This is a genomic window from Corallococcus sp. AB011P (assembly GCF_003611605.1).
Classification (GTDB): Bacteria; Myxococcota; Myxococcia; order Myxococcales; family Myxococcaceae; genus Corallococcus; species Corallococcus coralloides.
In genome coordinates, this window is the sequence record NZ_RAVX01000005.1 from 375789 (window position 1) to 393151 (window position 17363).

Genomic DNA, 17363 nt, shown 5'->3' on the forward strand with positions numbered 1-17363 from the left:
ACTTCCCCCCGTGGACGCAAGCGAACGCATCTTCAAGTACCACGGCCTGGGAAACGACTTCGTCGTCCTGGACCGGCGCCGCACGGGCCTGGACATCGGCGCGGAGCAGTCCCGCTGGCTGTGCGACCGGCGCCGGGGCATCGGCGCGGACGGGGTGCTCGCCATCCTCCCGTCGTCCCGCGGCCTTGCCCGCATGGTCGTCCACAACGCCGACGGCAGCATCGCGGAGATGTGCGGCAACGGCCTGCGCTGTGCGGTGAAGTATCTGGTGGACCAATCCGGCCAGCACCCCGCGCTCATCGACGTGGAGACCGGGGCCGGCGTGCTCACCTGCGAGCCCGGCTACGGCGACGGCGGCGTTGTCGGCGTGGACATCTCCATGGGCCCGGCCCGGCTGGTGGCCGCGAACCTGCCCTCCGGGACGACCGGCCAGCCCTTCGTGAGCGCCCCCGTGCCCGGCCATGAAGGTCTGCTCGGCACCGCGGTGAACATGGGCAACCCGCACCTGGTGCTCCTGGACCAGCCCCTGGAAGCCGCCGAGCGCCTGGGCCCCGGCCTGGAGCGGCACCCTGCCTTCCCGGACCGCACCAACGTGGAGTTCGTCCGCGTGGACGAGGACGGCCTCACCGTCGTGGTCTGGGAGCGCGGCTGCGGCCTCACCCAGGCCTGCGGCACGGGGGCGTGTGCGTCCGCCGTGGCGGCCGTGCTGGCGAAGCGCCTGCCCTCGAATGCCTGGCTGCGTGTCACGCTGCCGGGCGGCGATCTGAGAATCCGCGTTCCGGACGACCTGTCCGACATCCGGCTCCGAGGCCCCGTAGCCTTCGTCTTCGAAGGCGTTGTCGTGCTTCCAAGGGCCCGATAGCCTTCGGTTTTCCTCCCTTCTCCCCCCGAGCGCCGTGGCCGGTCCCATCCTCGTCGTCGACGACGACCTGTTCTTCCGACAACTCGCCACGGACTTGCTGTCACGCCGGGGGCACCGCGTGGTGGCGGTGGAGAACGCCACCCTGGCCCTGGAAGAGGTGTCCCGGGCGACGTTCGACCTGGTGCTCACCGACGTGGTGATGCCCGGCGTGGACGGCTTCTCGCTCACCGCGCGCCTGCGCGAACGCGACCCCGAGCAGGAGGTCATCCTCGTCAGCACGCGCGACGACGTGCAGGGCTCGGAGGTCGCGCTGCGCCTGGGCGTGGCGGACTGCCTGGTCAAGCCCGTGGAGGAGTCGGACCTGCTGCTCGCGGTGGACCGCGCCATGGAGCGCGCCCAGCTGCGCCACGAGCGCGCCCGGCTCCAGGACGAGAACCTGGAGTTCGCCCGCTTCCACAACCTCCAGCAGCGCTGCCTGGAGCTGCTCTCCCATCCGGATCTGGAATGGCTCCAGGAGCGCGTCATCGCGGACCTGGGCGCGGTGTGTGACGCGCAGAGCGCCGCGCTGTGGGTGGTGGACGACCGGGGAGACCTGGCGCTGCGCTCGTACCGGGGCCTGCTCGACAAGCAGTTCCTGCCGGAGAAGATGAGCCCGGAGGGGCCGCTGTCCCTGCGTCTGCGCGAAGCCGCTCCGTGGCTCGCGCGCGATGAGCGCTCCCCGGTGCTGTACGTGCCGCTGGTGGCCGCCGGGGAAGTGATGGGCCTGGCGCAGCTGTCCGACCCGCTCACCGGCGACTTCCGCCTGGAGCACACGCGCGACGCGAAGGTGCTGGCCGACTTCGCCGCGGTGGGCGTGAAGAACGGCCGCAAGCTGATGGCGCTCCAGCGCCTGGGCCTGCGCGACCGCGACACCGCCGCGTACAACCTCAGCTACTTCACCGACTACGCGTCCAAGGAGATCTACAAGGCGCGCAGGTACGGGCGCACGTTCTCGCTGCTGACCTTCAGCATCGACAACCTTCCGCTGGTGCGCGTGCGGCTGGGCGCGCAGGACGCGAAGAAGGCCGTGCGCGGCATCATCAAGGCGCTCAGTAAAATCATCCGCGACTCGGACGTCATCGCGAAGGCGAGCGACCAGGAGTTCTACCTCCTCCTTCCGGAGACGGACTTCTTCGGCGCCATGATGTTCGTGCGCCGCGCCGTCGCCGCCGTGCGTGACGAGCCGGAGGTGCAGGACGTGGAGCAGCGCCTGCCGCTGGCACTGGTGGGCGGGGCCAGTACGTTCCCCAAGGACGGCGAGGACTTCGACGAGCTGGTGCACCGCTGCCGCCGCCGCATGGACGAGCGCCGCGCGTCGCTCCAGCGCCGGCTGATGCTGGACGGGCTGCCGTTCTGGGACGAGGTGGACCTGCTGCTGGGCACGCCCAACAGCCCGCGCCTGCCCACGGACGACCGCGCGGAGCCCAGCCGCCGGGGCAAGGTGGCGGACGTGCTCTTCGACGAGCTCCAGGTGGAGATCGCCCGGGAGCTGGTGCGCGACCCGGGCTCGCGCGGGCTGCTCTACGTGGGCGGCCCGGAGATCCGCGCGGACCTGCCGCTGGCGGTGGGGCTGGAGCAGGCGCCGCCGGACCTGTCGTCTCGCATCTACCTGTTGGGCCGCCGCGTGGACCTGGAGTCGCACGCGGCGCTCACGCCGGTGTTCCTGGAAGGGGACGAACGGGTGGCGCGCCACGAGTTCATCCTCTGGCTGTCGGAGAGTGCGTCGTACGCGCTCATCCAGCGGCGCGGGCGGGGCGCGACGTGGGGTTTCCACACCTCGGACACCGCGGTGGTGGACGGGCTCATCTCCAAGCTGCAGGCCGAATACGACCTGCAGCCCTACTGACGTCACGAAGCGGAGCAAGCGACCTTGGCCCAGGTGCGGAAGATCCTCATCGCCGACCCCGACCTCGACTCGGTGCGCGCCCTGTCTCGGGCGCTGCGCACGAAGGGCTATCAGGTGCACTACGCGCCGGATGGCTCGCGAGCGCTGGAGGTCGCGGTGCTCCGGCACCCGGACCTGACGCTCTTCGACGAGGCGTGCCGGCTGCTGGACGCGCGCACGTTCGTGCAGATTCTTCGCACCAACCCGCGCACGGAAGACATCCCGGTGGTGCTCACCACGTCCAGCCTGGACTCGGACCGGGCGCGGGGCATGCGGGACGGCACGCTGCGCAAGCCCTTCAACCTGGATGAAGTGCTCAGCCGCATCGAGCACATCTTCCGGCGCAACGAAGCGGCCAAGGACCTCAAGAGCGAGCAGCAGGAAATCGAAGGTTCGCTCAGCCAGCTCAGCATCCCGGACCTCATGCAGATTCTGGGCATGAACAAGCGCAACGGGCGCCTGTCGCTGGAGCGCGGCGGGGAGCGCGGGGAGATCACCGTCTCCGATGGCCGCACGGTGAACGCGCGGCTCGGGAGGGTGGAAGGGGAGAAGGCGCTGTTCCGGCTCCTGTCGTGGACGGAGGGCAACTTCACCTTCACGCCCGGCACCAGCGCCGCGCGTCCGCGCATCAACCGAGCGATGGACGACGCGCTGCTGGAAGGCATGCGCCAGTCGGACGAGGTGAACCGCCTGTTGCCGGGCCTGCCGCCGCGACACACGCGGCTGATGCTGGCGCCGGAGGTGGACCTGTCCGAGGAGCAGCACCCGGTGACGGCGCAGGTGATGGAGCTGCTGCGCCAGCCGCGAGCGCTGGGCGAGGTGCTGGACCTGGCGCCCGCCACGGACATGGAAGTGCTGGGCGTGCTGTCCACGCTGCTCCAGAAGGGCGTGGCTCGCCCCACGGAGAGCGAAGGTCAGAACCTGGGCGGGGGCGATCTCATCGGCGCGGCGGAGGTGCACGCGCTGCGCGGGCGCCTGTTGCGCACGAGGACGCTGTCGAAGGTGGCGACGGCGAAGGTCTTCGTGTGTGGCAGCGGTTCGTCCGCGGCGCGCCGCATCCTGGCGCGGGTGCCGGGGCTGGAGGCGATGTCGGCGGATCCCACCGCGGTGAAGAGTGGCTTCGGGACGCTGGGTCGCCTGGAGCTGAGCGATGTGCTGAACGTGGACTTCTGCGTGCTGCCGCCCGCGGAGGCCGCGCGCCCGCTGTGGCGTCCATTCAGCGCGGGGTCCATTGGCGCGCTGTTGATGGACAACTCGGAGCCGGCGGTGCGGCTGGCGCACTACCTTGCTTGGGAGGTCCGCATCCCCATCGTGGTGGTGGGCACGGAGGTCCCGGCGCCGCTGCAGGGCGCCCCGGCCGGCGTGATTGCTCCGGGGGAGGACCTCACGGAGGCCCTGCGCGCCATGCTGGTCCAGGCGCTCAACCCCTCGCCCACGCTGCCCGGCGTCACGCAGGTGCAGCGCGCGTCCGTGACGCCCCCGTGAACGCTCAGCTCCGGCGCTCCAGGTACATGGGGAGCGCGCCCTTCGGCCGCAGCGTCAGGTGCGAATCCGGCTCCAGCGTGAAGCCGGGGGCTTCGCGCAGACGGTAGCGCTGGGCCACGGTGGCCAGCACGAGCTGCGCCTCCATCATCGCGAAGCTGTTGCCGATGCACTGCCTTGGCCCGCCACTGAAGGGGAAGTACGCGAAGCGGTGCCGCTTCGCCGCGGCCTCGGGGGCGAAGCGCTCCGGACGGAAGGCCTCCGGCTCCTCCCAGAAGTCCGGGTGGCGCTGCGTGACGTAGGGGCTCACGTCCACTGACGTCCCCTTCGGGATGCGGAAGCCGCCGATGACGTCGTCCTCCTGCACGCTGCGGCTGAAGATGACCGCCGCGGGGTACAGCCGCATCGTCTCCTCCACCACCTGCTTCGTGTACCCGAGCCTCGGCACGTCCTCCACCGTGGGGGCGCGTCCCCCGAGCACCGTGTCCAGCTCCGCGTGCAGCCGGGCCTCCACCTCCGGGTGCTTCGACAGCAGTCCCCACACCCAGCTCAGCGACGTGGCCGTCGTCTCGTGGCCGGCGAGGAGCATCGTCATCACCTCGGCCCCCAGTTGCTCGTCCGTCATGCCCTCGCCCGTGTCCTCGTCGCGCGCGAGCATCAGCATGGAGAGCAGGTCGCCCGTGTCGTCGCCGTGCTCGCGCCGCGTGGCGATGATGCCCCGCACGGTCCCCAGCAGCGTGGCGCGCGCGTCGCGGAAGGCGCGGTCGTAGCGGGTGGGCAGCACGGGCGGCAGCATGCGGAAGGTGCGGAAGCGCTCGGCGATCTGCTGGCTCAGCTCGGTGAAGGCCGCGCCCACCCGTTCGGTCTGGTCCTCCACGGACGTGCCGAAGAGGGCCTCCCCGACGATGGCCAGCGTCAGCCGCATCATCTCCTCGTTGATGCCCACGGGCGTGCCGTTCGCGGAGGCCGTCTCCCAGCGCTGGAGCAGCCCTTGCGTCTGCCGCACCATCCCCGCGGCCATGCCCGTGATGCGCTGCCGGTGGAAGGCGGGCTGCGCGAGCCGCCGCTGCCGGAGCCAGAAGTCCCCCGTGCTCGTGAGCAGGCCGTTGCCGGTGATCCACCGGCCCATGCGGTACGTGAGGTGGTCCTTCGTGTAGTTCTTCACGTGGTCCTGCAACACGTGCTTCACCGCGTCCGGATGCGCGACCAGGTGCGAGCGCATGGGGCCCAGCCGGTAGCGCACCACGTCGCCGTACTGGCGATGGAGGGTGCCCAGGCAGCCCAGGATGTCGCGGCGCACGTCGGGCAGGATGCCCATGAGCAGGTGGCCCCGGGGGCCCGGGGGCTGGCGGGTGACGGCGACGGCGGCGGTGGTCATCGGGCGCTTCCTCCTGATGGTGAGGTATCGCGCTCCCATGCCCCGCGTGCATGGTCCCGGGGCGCCAACGCATTGTCCGCGGGCGCCACCGCGCATTGCGAGGCGAGGGGACGTCAGGCCATGCTGTCCAGCGATGCGTCCCCAGACGCTCCAATCCTCGCTGTTCCGCCCCCTGTTCCAGGTGGGCATGTCGCTGGGCATCGCCCGTGCGCGGCTGCTCGAAGCGGTGGGCGTGGACGAAGCCCTGCTCGCGCGGCCAGACGTGCGGGTTCCCTACGCGGCGCTCCAGCGCGTGTGGACCCTGCTCGTCGAGATGGGCGGCTCCGAGCCGCTGGCCGTACGGCTCGCGCAGGCGCTGGAGCCCACCCACGTGGGGCTCGTGGGCTACGTGCTGGTCAACAGCCCCGACCTGCGCACGTCCCTCCAACGCTATTGCCGCATCCACGCGCTGTTGGATCCGCGCACGACGTGGCGCGTGCTCCAACTGCCCGGGGTGATGCGCGTGGAGCTGGAGTTGGATCCGCAGGACGCCTGGGCCTCGCGCCTGAAGCACCCCGTGGAGGGGCTGCTCGTGGCGATGGTGGCCAGCGGCCGCGCGCTCAGCGGCGAGGACTGGCGCCCCACGCGCGTGTGCGTCACGCATCCGCGCCATGCCGCTTCGCCGGCGGTGGAGGCGTTCCTCGGCGTCGGCATCGAATACGACGCGAGCGCCAACCTCGTGCAGGGCGACGAGGCCGCCGCGAACCTCCCCATCCGCCACGCGGACATCGAGCTGGGCAATCTGCTCCACGCCCGCGCCGAAGCGGAGCTGGCGCGGGTGGAGGCCCATGAGGTCCGCTCCTGGCGCGAGCGCGTGGAGGAGGTGCTCGCGGCCCAGCCCCGCACAGGGGACCTCATCCCCGCGGACGTGGCGACGCGGCTCGCGGTGAGTGAGCGCACGCTCCAGCGCCGCTTGCGGGAGGAGGGCGTCACGTTCGCGGGCCTGGAGGACGCCGTGCGCCGCGACCGTGCCTTCCAGCTCCTGCGCGACGGACAGCTGCCCCACTTCGAGATCGCCTTCCTCCTGGGCTTCAGCGACCCCAGCGCCTTCACCCGCGCCTTCCGCCGCTGGAGCGGGACGACGCCGGGGCAGTGGCAGGTGTCCCAGGCCGCGAAGCCCTGAAGGAGGCAGGCGCCGGAATCCGTCCCTCGCGCGGAATGTTTTCCCCATGGGCGCGGCACACGGCCGCACCGGAGAGGGGCACACGGATGATCAAGACGCTGAGGGACGCGGAAGAGCTGGTGCGCACGCGCCACGTCATCACCGAGGTGCCCACGCACGGGCCCACGTCCCTCGTCGAACAGGTCATGGGCGGCAGGCCCACCGGCAGCTGGCGCGAACACGCGAAGGGGCGCCTCGCGTACCGGCTGGGGCGCATGTTGCGCGCGTCGAAGGACGTGCTCGCGGTGCGGCTGGTGGAGGGCAAGGTCGCCTTCGTGGACCCCACGCTCTGGCCCGCCGTCTACCGCGTCGCCATGGAGCCCTCGCGCCGCCGCCCGTCACTCCAGGGCCTGTCCCCGGACGCACGCGCGCTGCTCTCCACCGTGGAGCGGGACAAGCGCGTTCAACTGGACAAAGACGGCCCGTGGACCAAGGCGCGCGAGGCGCTGGAGGAACGGCTGCTGATCCACTTCTCCGAAGCGCAGGATGAAGACGGCCGCCACGTCGCGGTGCTGCGCTCGTGGCGGGACTGGGCTTCTCCCTCGCTCAAGGCGGACGCGGCCCGGCTCTCCTACGAGGACGCCCAGGCGCGGCTCAGGGCGGCGTGCGACGGGGCGCCCACGGGGCTGGGGCCCTGGGTGTTCTAGACGCTCCGATGCTTCAGGCCGCCTCGTCCAGGATCTCCAGCGCGTCCCGGACACCTGGCAGCCGGGCGAGCAATTCGTACTCCGCGGGCTGGAGCATGGACACGCGGCGGCCCGCGACGCGCTCCATCCACAGCTCGATGCGGTGGTCTCCGTCCGGGTTGAGCTGGCGGGAGATGCGGGCGCGGCGGCCCTCCTTGTGACAGGCCAGGATATCCTGCTGGAGGCTGCGCAGACGACGGAACACCTTCAGCGCCATTCGACCCTCGGGGGTGTCGAACGTGTGGAAATGCCGGTTCCGCGACAGCGGCCGGCTGGGATCATGAAGCCTCTCCACGAGGCGGCGCACGAAAGGGTCCATCGACGGAGAAGGATAACATCCGCTACCCTGTCCCTCAGCGATGCCCCATCGATTTTTCCCCCGTCCTTGGACGCTCGTCCTGCTCCTGCCGCTTGCCTGCAAGGACCCAGAGACGGCGGCCGCGCAGAAACAGGCCGTCCAGGTCCAGAACTCCCTGTCCCAGGGCCGTGAAGCGCTTTCGCAGGGCCAGTACGTCCGCGCCATCTCCGAGCTGCGGAAGGCCGCCAACGCCGCGCCAGAGAGCGTGGAGCCGCTCCTCCTCCTGGCCAAGGCCCACCAGGGCGCCGGCAACCCGGGCGCGGCCATCCTCACGCTCAAGCAGGCGGAGGGCCTCATCCCGGGCACGGACCCCGTCATCCAGAAGCAGCTCTCGGACATGTACATGGGGGAGGGGCAGATTCCCCAGGCCATCTCCACGCTCGTGTCGCTGCGGGACGAGGGCAAGCTGTCCAACGAGGACATCCTGTCGCTGGCCCGCCTCCAGGCGCGGCAGGGGCACCCGGACGAGGCCTTCACCACGCTGGAGCGCATCCTCCGGGAGAACCCGGACGACGCCCCGACGAAGACGGTGGAGGCCGAAATCCTGCTCATGAAGGGCGAGGAGCTGCTCGCGGCGAACCTGATGGACCGCGTGCTCCAGGGCACGCCGAGCTTCACGCCCGCGCGGCTCCTTCGCGCGCGCTTCTTCCTGATGAGCGGCGTCAACGACATGGCGGAAGCGGACCTCCAGTCCGTGCCGCCCGAGGACGCGGACTCCACGGACGTGGTGGCGATGAAGGCCCGCGTGCTCATGGCGCTCGGGCGTCCGGCCGAAGCGGAGGGCGCGCTCCGCAAGCTCTTGGAGGACGACGCGGAGAACGCGGAGGCCGTCGCGTGGCTGGCGGAGATCGTCTGCGCCCAGGGCCGCGCGTCGGAGGCCCAGCAGCTGGTGGACCGCGCGCTGCACCTGCGCCCGCGCTTCGCCCGCGCGCTGTACGTGCGTGGCCGCGTGCTGGAGGAGCAGAGCGACGCGCGCGGGGCGGAGGACAGCTACCGCTTCGCCCTCAAGGCGGAGCCCGCCTTCCCGCCCGCGCTGTCGCGCATGTGGCGGCTGCACCTGAAGGCCGGCCGCAAGCCGGAGGCGCAGGAGGTCCTGGAGCGGCTGGCGGGCCTGAACGAGGCGACCGTGGAGGAGAAGGCCGCGCTCGCGAACCTCTATGCCCAGTTCGAGACGCAGCTGCCGCGCGGCAGGAAGCTCATCGACGAGGCCCTGAAGCGCGAGCCGCACAACCCCGATTACCTGCGCATCCAGAAGGCCATCGACAAGGCGACGCCCAAGAAGAAGAAGGCCCCGACGGGGCCTGTCATCATCCGCGGGCGGCGCTGACGGCGGGCGCGGAGGAGGGCAGCCCCTCCGCGTCCATGACGACCTTCTCCAGCGCCTTGAGCCCCTTGCGCTGGCCCACCGCCACCACGAGCAGGTTCTCCCGGGTGAAGTAGCGCCGGGCCACCTCCCGCACCCGCGCGGCCGTCTGGCGGTCCACCTGATCCGCGCGGTGGCCGAACGTCTCCGGCCGGCGGAAGAGCTCCACGCCGCCGAACCACCCGGCCAGCTCTCCCGGCGAGTCCTGGGAGAACTCCAGCAGCATCCGGTGGCGGCGCTTGGCGCGGTTGAGCTCCTCCTCGCCCGCCTCCTTCTCGCAGAGCTCGGAGAGCACGCGCAGCGACTCCGCCACCACGAGCGACGCCTTCTCCGGCGCGCTGGCTGCCTCAATCTCGAAGAGGCTGAGGTCGTGGTACGTGTCCAGCCCCGCCTGCACCGAGTACGCGAGGCCGCGCTTCTCCACGATTTCGAAGGGCAGCCGCGACGACAGGCCGTCGTCCAGGAGGCGCCGCAGAATCTGGAGCGCGGGGAAGTCCTCGTGCTGCTCCGGCACGGCGCGGAAGGTGAGCTTGAACTCCGTCTGCGACTCGTCGTGGGAGACGAAGTGGAAGTGCGGACCGGGGCCCAGCGGCGGCGGCGCGCTCTCCGTGGTGGCGCTGCCCGTGGGCAGGTGGGCGAAGGCGCGCTCGGCCAGGGCCAGCACCTCCGAGTGCTTCACGCTGCCCGCGGCGGACACCACCAGGTTGCCGGCCACGTAGTGCCGGGCGAAGTGCTCCAGCACCTGGGCGTGGGTGAGGGCCTTCACGGACTCAGGGGTGCCGGCGATTTTGAGGGACAGTGGGTGGCCGGGGAACAGCAGGCGCTTGGACAGGTTGTCCAGGTCGATGTCGCGCCCCTTGTCGTCCACCTCGTCGAGCATCTCCTCCAGGATGATCTGCCGCTCCACCTCCATGTCGGTGAGTCGGGGGCGGGTGAGCATGTCGCCGATGACGTCCAGGCCCACGCTCAGGTGCGACGGGTGCAGCGGGGTGTAGTAGTAGCCGTGGTCGCGGGTGGTGGCGCCGTTGAGGTTGCCGCCCACCTCCTCCACGGCCGCGTTCATCTTCACCGTGTCCGGCCAGGCCTCGCTTCCCCGGAAGAAGAGGTGCTCCAGGAAGTGGCTGACGCCGTTGTTCTCCACCGACTCATGACGGCTGCCGGTCCTCACGTAGACGGCCAGCAGGGCGGTGTGCAGGTGGGGCGTTTCGACGGTGACGACGCGCAGCCCCGAGGGCAGCACGTCCCGGTACGGTGTAAAGCTCATGCGCGAGGAAGCCTTAACACGAAGGTCGTCCCCTGGCCGGGAATACTCTGGCAGGAGAGCGAGCCCCCGTGGGCCTGGAGGATCTGTTGGCTCACCGCGAGCCCCAGGCCCGTGCCGCCCTCCTTGGTGGTGAAGAAGGGCTCGAAGAGGTGGCGGCGGGCCTCCTCCGTCATGCCGGCGCCGGTGTCCCGCACGGTGACCTCCACGTCCCCTTCACGCGGGACGGTGGCCACGGTGAGCCGTCCCCCGGTGGGCATGGCCTCGCGGCTGTTGCGAAGCAGGTTGAGGAACACCTGCCGCAGCTGGCCCTGGTCCGCGAGCACGCGGGGCGTGCCGGGAGCGAAGTCGCGCACCACCTCCACGCCTGCGCGCACCAGCTCCTCGCGGGTGAAGTCGAGCACGCCGTCGAGCACCGCGATGATGTCCTCCGGCTCCAGGTCCGGCCGGGCGGGGCGGGCCATGCGCAGGTATTGCTCGGTGACGTCGGTGAGGCGGTCCACCTCGTGGGTGACGGCGGAGAGCAGCTCGCGCGCCTCCGTGGCGGTGTCCTGCGAATCGAAGTTCGCGCTGTCCACCGCGTCCTGGAGCAGCTCCACGTTGAGGCCGATGGAGGACAGCGGGTTGCGCACCTCGTGCACGATTTGAGCGGAGATGCGGCCGACCGCGGCCAGCTGCTCCGCGCGCATCAGCGCTTCCGCCTGCGACTTGAGCTGCGCCTCGCGCGCCTGGAGCGAGCGGGCCATCTGGTCGAACTCGCGTGCGAGCAGCGCGACCTCGTCCTCGCCGCGCACGCCCAGCTGGGCGGAGTAGTCGCCCCGGCCGATGCGGGACACGCCTTCAATCAGCGTGCGCACCGGGCGCAGCGTGCGGGCGGACCACGCGGTGACACCCACGCCCACGCCAATGGCCATGATGGACAGCGCGATGATGGTGAGGCCTGTCCTGCGCTCACGCTCCTCCGCGCCGTCCACGCGCTCGCGGATGCGGTTGGTCAGCGTCGCGCGCAGCACGCGCAGCTCACGGCCGATGGCGCTCTCCAGTTGGCGCAGCTCGGCGGTGGCGCGCGCCACCTCCTGGCTTTCGGGGGACTCGGACGCGAGCGAGGTGAACACGGCCTCCACCGCGTGGCCGTAGGCCTTGGAGTTGCGTGACAGCTCCGCGAAGCGCGAGTCCAGCTCCATCACGAAGGGCACCTCGCCTTCCGGGGCGAAGGTGAGCACCTCGCGGGCCTTGGCGCGGGCGGCCTCCAGGCGCTGGGCCATCTGGGGCGCGTAGTACAGGCTCGCCAGGCGGATGAGCGCGCGGCGCGTCTCCACGCTGTTCTGCTCCAGCACGCGCTCGGTGTCCTTCTCCTGGCTGGTCTGGAAGGTCTCCAGCGCGGCGGCGTCCTGGGACAGTTGGAGGTAGCCCTGGCTGACGAGCCGGATCTCCAGCCGGTTGCGGTGCAGCTCCGCCACGCTGAAGAGGGACACCGCCCCGAACGTCAGCAGCACCAGCGCGTAGCCCAGGAAGATGCGGGTGGCGAGCGAGAGCTTCATGGAGGAGGGGACAGGACATACGTCCTGGAGCGGGCGCATTACAGCGCAATCCCCACCGCGCCGCCTGCTTCCGGACGCCTGGACTCCACCCCTCCGGGGAGGGGGGCTGGTAGCGTCCGCCGCATGGCCCCGCGCTTCGTCCGCTCCACGCTCCTCGCCGCCGCCCTGGTGTCCCTCACCCCCGCCTGCGGGGAGAAGGAGGTCCGCCCCTCCCTGGACCTGCTCACCGCCTCCTGCGCCGGCATCCAGCCCCTGGCCGGGGTGACGCACCTGCGCTTCCGCGTGACGGGCCCGGGGCTCGACACGCCTCGGGAGCGGGTGTCGACGGTGGAGTGGGCGCAAGAGGACGTGCCGGCCCTGCCGCCGGGGAGCGCGCGGGTGCTGGAGGTGCGGGCCTACGTGGGGGCACCGGGCCAGGGCGGACAGCTGGTGTCGCTGGGGCGCACCCCGCCGTTCGACGTAGCGGAGGGGCAGGCGCCCAAGGTGCGGGTGTTCCTGCGGCGGCTGGGGGAGTTCGTGCCGGTGAACCTGGCGTCGGACCCGAGGACGTGCTCGTTGCCGGCCGAGGCGCGCGCGGCGCACACGGCCACGACGCTGCCGGATGGACGGGTGTTGATCACCGGGGGCTATCTGCCCCAGCCAAATGGCTCGCGGCCCGTGTCGGGGACCACGGAGGTGTTCAACCCAGCGGACGGCACATTCAGCGCCGGGCCGGACGTGGGTGCGAGGGCCTTCCACACGGCGTCGCTGCTGCCGGATGGCCACGTGTTCCTGGCGGGCGGCGCGGAGTCCTTCGCCCCGGTGTCATTGCAGTCCACGGCGCGCCTCGTGGACGTGGCGACGGGCGCGGTGAGTGAGCTCACGCCCAAGGTGGCGCGCTATCAGCACTCGGCTGCGGTGGATGCGGCGGGCCACGTGTTGCTGGTGGGCGGGCGTGCCGCGGAAGGGAGCGGGGTTTTCACGGCGGAGGCCTTCGACAGTGCCTCCAACCGCTTCGTTGATGTGGCCGGTGACATGCGCCGCGTCGACACGACGCTGACGGTGATGGCGGACGGAAAAACCTTCCTGATTGCGGGCGGCGCGGACACCCAGGGGCCCGTTGCGGAGGTCGTGGCCGTCGGCTTCAGTGGGACGGACCTGGAGCGCCTGACGAACGTGCCGCCCCGGCTGCGCGTGCCCCGCGTGGGCGCCGCCGTGGCGGTGCTGGGCAGGCCGGACGAGTCACCGCGCCCGCTGTTGATGGGCGGCTTCGACGACGTGGCTCCCACCCTGGACGCGCGGGCGGTGGGCGCCTCCGAGGTGCTGGAGGACGTGATGGCCGTGAGCGACGGCCCCGCGCTGATGCCCCGGAGCAATCCGTGCGCGGTGTCGCTGGCGGACGGCCGGGTGGTGGCGCTGGGCGGGCGGGGCACCGGCATCGGCACGACGTACGCGGTCCCGTGGGCGGAGTTGATCACCCCGTACGCAGGCGCGCAGCCCACCGTGCTGGGCCTGACGCTGATGCCGCAGCCGCGCGTGTGGCACACGTGCTCCGCGCTGCCAGACGGCTCCGTGCTCGTGGTGGGCGGCGTGGACGACAGCACCGGGGAGGCCCGCGCCAACACCGAAGCCCTGGTGGTGATGCCGCCGCCGCGCGACTGAAGCTGCTACGCTCCAGGTCCCATGAAGGACTGTCTACCTGTCCGGTTTGCTCTGGCCCTGGCGTTGCTCCTGACGACCGCGGAGGCCATCGCGCGTGAGCAAGAGGAACTCGCGATCCGCACGGTGCTGCTGTCGGAGCACCCGTCGGACTCCGCACCCTCCCTCTACGTGAAGGGGAAGGTGGCCACCGTCCTCCGCTTCGAGACGTCCGTGGACCCCGCGCGGACCCGCATGCTGGCGTGGGAGGGCCGGTTCGAGCCGCTGCTCGCGGGCGGACGCAAGGTGGTCGTGGAGCCTCTCCGGGACCTGGGGGAGGACGAAGGTGTTCCCTTGTTGGTGACGCTCTCGAACGGCAAGCAGGTGCCGTTCCTGCTCAAGCCCGCGGAGGAGGGAGGGCGGAACGCGGTGGATCAACAGGTGAACGTGTTCGAGGACCCGCGCGGCTATGACGCCATGTACTCGACGCTGATGGACTCGCTCAAACAGCGTCGCGCCCTGGAGGAGGAGAACCAGCGCCTGCGGGAGGAAGAGCACTCCGCGGATCACGCGCTCGCGACGCTCCTGGCCAAGGGGAACCTCAAGCACACGCCATTCACCCGTCGCCAGGGCTGGCGCCTCAAGGAGGAGGGGGCGGACATCCTGGTGGAGGTGCTCTCCAGCAAGACGCTGCCGAAGATGGCCGTGTTGTTCACCCTGACGAACCGTGATGCGAAGAAGCCCTGGCGGATGATGGAGGCCCGGCTGTCCACGGTCTCCGGCGGTAACTCACGTGCGTTCGCGCTGCGCATGCAGCAGGAGGAGATTGCTCCGGGCGCCATGGGCCGCATCGCCGTGGTCGCTGACGACAGCGCCTTCCAGTCACCGCAGGGTCTGGAGCAACTGGCGCTGGAGTTGTTCCGGTCCGATGGCCTGTCCCAGGCCTACCTCGTCCTGGAACAGCGTTTCATCCGGGAGTAGATCGACGCGACATGAACGCACCGCGCAAGTGGTCCCCGGCTGCCCTCGTGCTGGCCCTGTCGCTGGGCTGCACCACGACCCGAGGGGGCGTGGGGCTTCATTCGGATGGGACGCCCAAGCCCGAGGACTGTCCCGAGGACGCGCTGAACACGATGCGGATCCTCCGGCTGCGCGTGGGTGACGGAGCGAATGTCACGCTCGACATCAATCAGGACGACGTCAGCCCCATCACGCTCTACGACGGCCCCGTGGAGAGCATGCTCATCTCCAGCCTCGGGCCTCTTGAAACGACCACCCGTCTCTACGGGCGGGTGTGGACCGGAGGACCCCAGGTGGTGGTCCGGTACTACGAGGCGCATCCACCCGACGGCGACAAGATTCCCATCTGCGCCGTGGCGCGGCTCTCCAAGGGGCAGTTGCGGAAGCGGCCCGACTCCAAGCCAGGAACGGCCATCCTGGAGTTCTCCTCGGCGGGCGTCGACATCGTCGAGTCCTATCGCTGAAACACGAAGGCCCCGCGTCCCGGTGAGGGGACCGCGGGGCCTCTGTGCTTCACGCCAGGGTACGGCTCAGGCGTTGGACGGCGGGGCCTCGGAGGGCTTCGCCTCGCCCTCGGTGGTGGCCGTCGGCTCGGTGCTGGACGCCGGCTCGGTGGCGGCCGGGGCTTCCGTGGGCGTGGCCGCGGCGGTGGCGCGGGCCTCCGCTTCGGCGCGGGCGCGGGCCTGCTCGTCGCTGCGCTGGTCGCTGGCGGCGACTTCGTCCGGCGTCAGCTCCGTGCGGTCCGCGAGCATGCCCGTCTTCTTCTCCAGGTCCTTGATGGCCCGGCGAAGCAGGTCGCGCTCCAGCAGTGTGCGGTTGAGGCGCTTCTCCAGCGCCTTGTACTTGTCCTTGCCCAGGTCGGCCTCGGACTTCGTCACGGACAGGATGCGCGCGTGCGTGTCGGCGCGGCCCTTGAGCCGGCGCACTTCCTTCTCCAGCTCCGCGGCGCGCGAGCGGTCCTTGTTCGCCGCCTGCTCCAGCCGGTTCATCTTCTCGCGGTCCGCGTCGCTCAGCTCGCGGTAGCGGCGCACGGGCTCCGCCGGGGCCACGGGCGCGGGCGTCACGGCCACCGCCGCGTTCACCACGGGCTCGCTCGCGGGCGCGGCGATCTGATCCACCGGAGCCGCGGCCGGAGCATCGGCGGCGGGGACGGCGGCAGGCGCGGTCGTCTGCGCCGGGACGGCGGCGGCGGGGGCCTCACGGCGGCGGGGGCCATTGCGCGACTCGGTCTCCGCGCGCAGCCGGGAGTTCTCCGTCAGGGCCTGCGCCAGCTCCGCGCGGGTCTGCTCCAGCTGCATGCTGGCGTTGCGCTCCACCTCGGCGCGGGCCTTCACCAGGTCGTTCGAGCCCTTCTCGCCTTCCTTCTGCTCGAAGAGCTTGCGCTTGGTCTGCTTGAGCTGCTCCTTGACCTCCTGGAGCTGCGCGCGCTGCTCGTCCAGCTCCTTCTGCTTGCGCTGGACCTCCGATTCCGCCTTCGCGCGCGCCTTGCTCTCGGACTCCAGCTCGCCCCGGAACGACGGCGCGGAGGAGGAAGAGGAGAGCGAGGGACGGCCCGCGTTGGCACCAGCGCCGCTCTTGTCTCCGAAGAGCAGCAGACCGAGCGTCACGGCGAACCCGATCGATACAAGGATGAGTGCAACCAGCAAGGGAACGACCTCCACAGAAAGATGCAAAAAGCGGGGCAGCCTACCGCTGGGACATGGCGCGTCAAGGCTTCACTGGCAGGCAACCCGGCGGGCCCCAACCGCCGCGCTGGCCGGGCCGTGGCGCCCGCCTGCATTCCGGCTCCCCCGTCAGCGCCATCCTGGGGCACGCTCGCGCCCCATGGCGCACCTGGAGCTGAAGCCGAAGCGGGACGTGTCGAGCTTCCGCAAGCTCGCCATTGGCAGCTGGGCGACCGCGTATGACCCCACGGTCTACGGCACGCTGACGGTGCGCATGGACGCCGCGCTCGCCTGGATGGACGCCTTCCACCAGCGCACCGGTGTGCGGCTCACCGCGACCCACCTGGTCCTCAAGGCCATGGGCGAAGCGCTGCGCCGCTGTCCGGACGCCAACGCGCTCCTGCGCTACCAGCGCATCTACCTGCGACAGCGGATCACCGTGTGCGCGGTGCTCCCCGGTGCGGATCAACGCGGCCTCACTCCCGTGCGCATCGAGGACGTGGACCGCAAATCCGTGCACGCGCTGGCGCTGGAGGTGGAGTCCACCGCGGCGCGCGTGCGCGAAGGCCGGGACGCACAGGTGGAGCAGGGCCGGAGCCTGCTCGCGCGCGTGCCGCACCTGCTGCTGCACCGCTTCACCGGGCTCGTGTCGTTCCTCACGTACACGCTGAACCTGGATCCGTCGTGGCTCGGCCTGCCCAGGGATCCGTTCGGCGCCGCGGTCGTGGTGGACGTGGGCAAGCTGGGACTGGACACGGCGTACCTGCCGCTGGCGCCCTTCACCCGCGTGCCCATCTTCCTCGCGCCCGGCGCGGTGCGCGAGGTGGCGGTGGTGGAGGAGGGGAGGGTGGTGCCCGGACACGTGATGAACATCAACGCGTCCTTCGACCACCGCTTCCTCGACGGCTACCACGCGGGCGTCATCGCCAGCACGCTGCGGGAGATGCTGGAGCACCCGGAGGAGGCCTTCGGTCCGCTCCCGCCTCCATCGGCGGAATAGCCCGCC

15 protein-coding genes are annotated in these 17363 nt (G+C 71.1%); 10 read left to right on the forward strand and 5 right to left on the reverse strand.

Features of this window, described 5'->3' with window-relative positions; translation table 11 throughout:
- Positions 1-10 precede the first annotated feature (10 nt).
- The 3 genes from dapF to D7X30_RS17295 are packed head-to-tail and all read left to right on the forward strand — an operon-like array spanning position 11 to position 4271.
- Positions 11-862 carry a diaminopimelate epimerase gene (dapF, locus tag D7X30_RS17285; RefSeq protein WP_120564029.1) on the forward strand — a complete coding sequence of 284 codons (852 nt, stop codon included), beginning with the start codon at positions 11-13 and terminating at the stop codon, positions 860-862.
- 34 nt (positions 863-896) lie between these two features.
- Complete coding sequence (locus tag D7X30_RS17290; protein ID WP_120564030.1) at positions 897-2747, forward strand: response regulator; 1851 nt, start codon at positions 897-899, stop codon at positions 2745-2747.
- 24 nt (positions 2748-2771) lie between these two features.
- A complete protein-coding gene (locus D7X30_RS17295; protein WP_120564031.1) occupies positions 2772-4271 on the forward strand; it encodes a DUF4388 domain-containing protein in 1500 nt (499 codons plus the stop codon).
- A 4-nt stretch (positions 4272-4275) separates the two neighbouring features.
- Here D7X30_RS17295 and D7X30_RS17300 read toward each other — a convergent pair whose 3' ends face one another.
- Entirely contained in the window at positions 4276-5646 is a 1371-nt protein-coding gene (locus D7X30_RS17300; RefSeq protein ID WP_120564032.1) for a cytochrome P450, read from the reverse strand.
- A 133-nt stretch (positions 5647-5779) separates the two neighbouring features.
- Here D7X30_RS17300 and D7X30_RS17305 point away from each other — a divergent pair, with 133 nt between their 5' ends.
- Entirely contained in the window at positions 5780-6808 is a 1029-nt protein-coding gene (locus tag D7X30_RS17305) for an AraC family transcriptional regulator (protein ID WP_158619285.1), read from the forward strand.
- An 86-nt stretch (positions 6809-6894) separates the two neighbouring features.
- Positions 6895-7494, forward strand: coding sequence for an RNA methyltransferase (locus D7X30_RS17310; protein ID WP_120564034.1), 600 nt, complete (start codon positions 6895-6897; stop codon positions 7492-7494).
- A gap of 13 nt (positions 7495-7507) precedes the next feature.
- Here D7X30_RS17310 and D7X30_RS17315 read toward each other — a convergent pair whose 3' ends face one another.
- Positions 7508-7750, reverse strand: coding sequence for a hypothetical protein (locus D7X30_RS17315; RefSeq protein WP_233591618.1), 243 nt, complete (start codon positions 7748-7750; stop codon positions 7508-7510).
- Positions 7751-7892: 142 nt separating this feature from the next.
- Between D7X30_RS17315 and D7X30_RS17320 the strand changes: the two genes are divergently transcribed.
- The gene (locus D7X30_RS17320; RefSeq protein WP_120564036.1) at positions 7893-9218 is read left to right on the forward strand and encodes a tetratricopeptide repeat protein; all 1326 of its coding nucleotides are present in this window, start codon (positions 7893-7895) and stop codon (positions 9216-9218) included.
- Here the strand turns inward: D7X30_RS17320 and D7X30_RS17325 are convergent.
- Together D7X30_RS17325 and D7X30_RS17330 are read right to left on the reverse strand one after the other, a co-directional pair.
- Positions 9199-10518: a pitrilysin family protein gene (locus tag D7X30_RS17325; RefSeq protein ID WP_120564037.1), complete on the reverse strand. Its 1320-nt coding sequence runs from the start codon at positions 10516-10518 to the stop codon at positions 9199-9201. The two genes, D7X30_RS17320 and D7X30_RS17325, sit on opposite strands and share 20 nt — an antisense overlap.
- The gene (locus tag D7X30_RS17330) at positions 10515-12056 is read right to left on the reverse strand and encodes a HAMP domain-containing sensor histidine kinase (RefSeq protein ID WP_120564038.1); all 1542 of its coding nucleotides are present in this window, start codon (positions 12054-12056) and stop codon (positions 10515-10517) included. The genes D7X30_RS17325 and D7X30_RS17330 overlap by 4 nt, the downstream gene beginning before the upstream one ends.
- A 123-nt stretch (positions 12057-12179) precedes the next feature.
- Here D7X30_RS17330 and D7X30_RS17335 point away from each other — a divergent pair, with 123 nt between their 5' ends.
- The 3 genes from D7X30_RS17335 (at position 12180) to D7X30_RS17345 (ending at position 15157) form a co-directional block, all read left to right on the forward strand.
- Positions 12180-13697: a kelch repeat-containing protein gene (locus D7X30_RS17335; RefSeq protein WP_120564039.1), complete on the forward strand. Its 1518-nt coding sequence runs from the start codon at positions 12180-12182 to the stop codon at positions 13695-13697.
- Between the two features lie 63 nt (positions 13698-13760).
- Complete coding sequence (locus D7X30_RS17340; RefSeq protein ID WP_233591619.1) at positions 13761-14654, forward strand: DUF2381 family protein; 894 nt, start codon at positions 13761-13763, stop codon at positions 14652-14654.
- Between the two features lie 11 nt (positions 14655-14665).
- A complete protein-coding gene (locus tag D7X30_RS17345; RefSeq protein WP_120564041.1) occupies positions 14666-15157 on the forward strand; it encodes a serine/threonine protein kinase in 492 nt (163 codons plus the stop codon).
- 66 nt (positions 15158-15223) lie between these two features.
- On the opposite strand, the gene D7X30_RS17350 is transcribed toward D7X30_RS17345, so the two are convergent.
- A complete protein-coding gene (locus tag D7X30_RS17350; RefSeq protein ID WP_120564042.1) occupies positions 15224-16339 on the reverse strand; it encodes a cell envelope biogenesis protein TolA in 1116 nt (371 codons plus the stop codon).
- 178 nt (positions 16340-16517) lie between these two features.
- Here D7X30_RS17350 and D7X30_RS17355 point away from each other — a divergent pair, with 178 nt between their 5' ends.
- Positions 16518-17357 carry a 2-oxo acid dehydrogenase subunit E2 gene (locus D7X30_RS17355; RefSeq protein WP_120564043.1) on the forward strand — a complete coding sequence of 280 codons (840 nt, stop codon included), beginning with the start codon at positions 16518-16520 and terminating at the stop codon, positions 17355-17357.
- The last annotated feature ends 6 nt before the right edge of the window (positions 17358-17363 follow it).

Coding starts and splice junctions, on each gene's coding strand:
- D7X30_RS17300 (WP_120564032.1), bottom strand. CDS start 5,646: ATGACCACCGCCGCCGTCGCCGTCACCCGCCAGCCCCCGGGCCCCCGG.
- D7X30_RS17305 (WP_158619285.1), top strand. CDS start 5,780: ATGCGTCCCCAGACGCTCCAATCCTCGCTGTTCCGCCCCCTGTTCCAG.
- D7X30_RS17310 (WP_120564034.1), top strand. CDS start 6,895: ATGATCAAGACGCTGAGGGACGCGGAAGAGCTGGTGCGCACGCGCCAC.
- D7X30_RS17315 (WP_233591618.1), bottom strand. CDS start 7,750: ATGGCGCTGAAGGTGTTCCGTCGTCTGCGCAGCCTCCAGCAGGATATC.
- D7X30_RS17320 (WP_120564036.1), top strand. CDS start 7,893: ATGCCCCATCGATTTTTCCCCCGTCCTTGGACGCTCGTCCTGCTCCTG.
- D7X30_RS17325 (WP_120564037.1), bottom strand. CDS start 10,518: ATGAGCTTTACACCGTACCGGGACGTGCTGCCCTCGGGGCTGCGCGTC.
- D7X30_RS17330 (WP_120564038.1), bottom strand. CDS start 12,056: ATGAAGCTCTCGCTCGCCACCCGCATCTTCCTGGGCTACGCGCTGGTG.
- D7X30_RS17335 (WP_120564039.1), top strand. CDS start 12,180: ATGGCCCCGCGCTTCGTCCGCTCCACGCTCCTCGCCGCCGCCCTGGTG.
- D7X30_RS17345 (WP_120564041.1), top strand. CDS start 14,666: ATGAACGCACCGCGCAAGTGGTCCCCGGCTGCCCTCGTGCTGGCCCTG.
- D7X30_RS17355 (WP_120564043.1), top strand. CDS start 16,518: ATGGCGCACCTGGAGCTGAAGCCGAAGCGGGACGTGTCGAGCTTCCGC.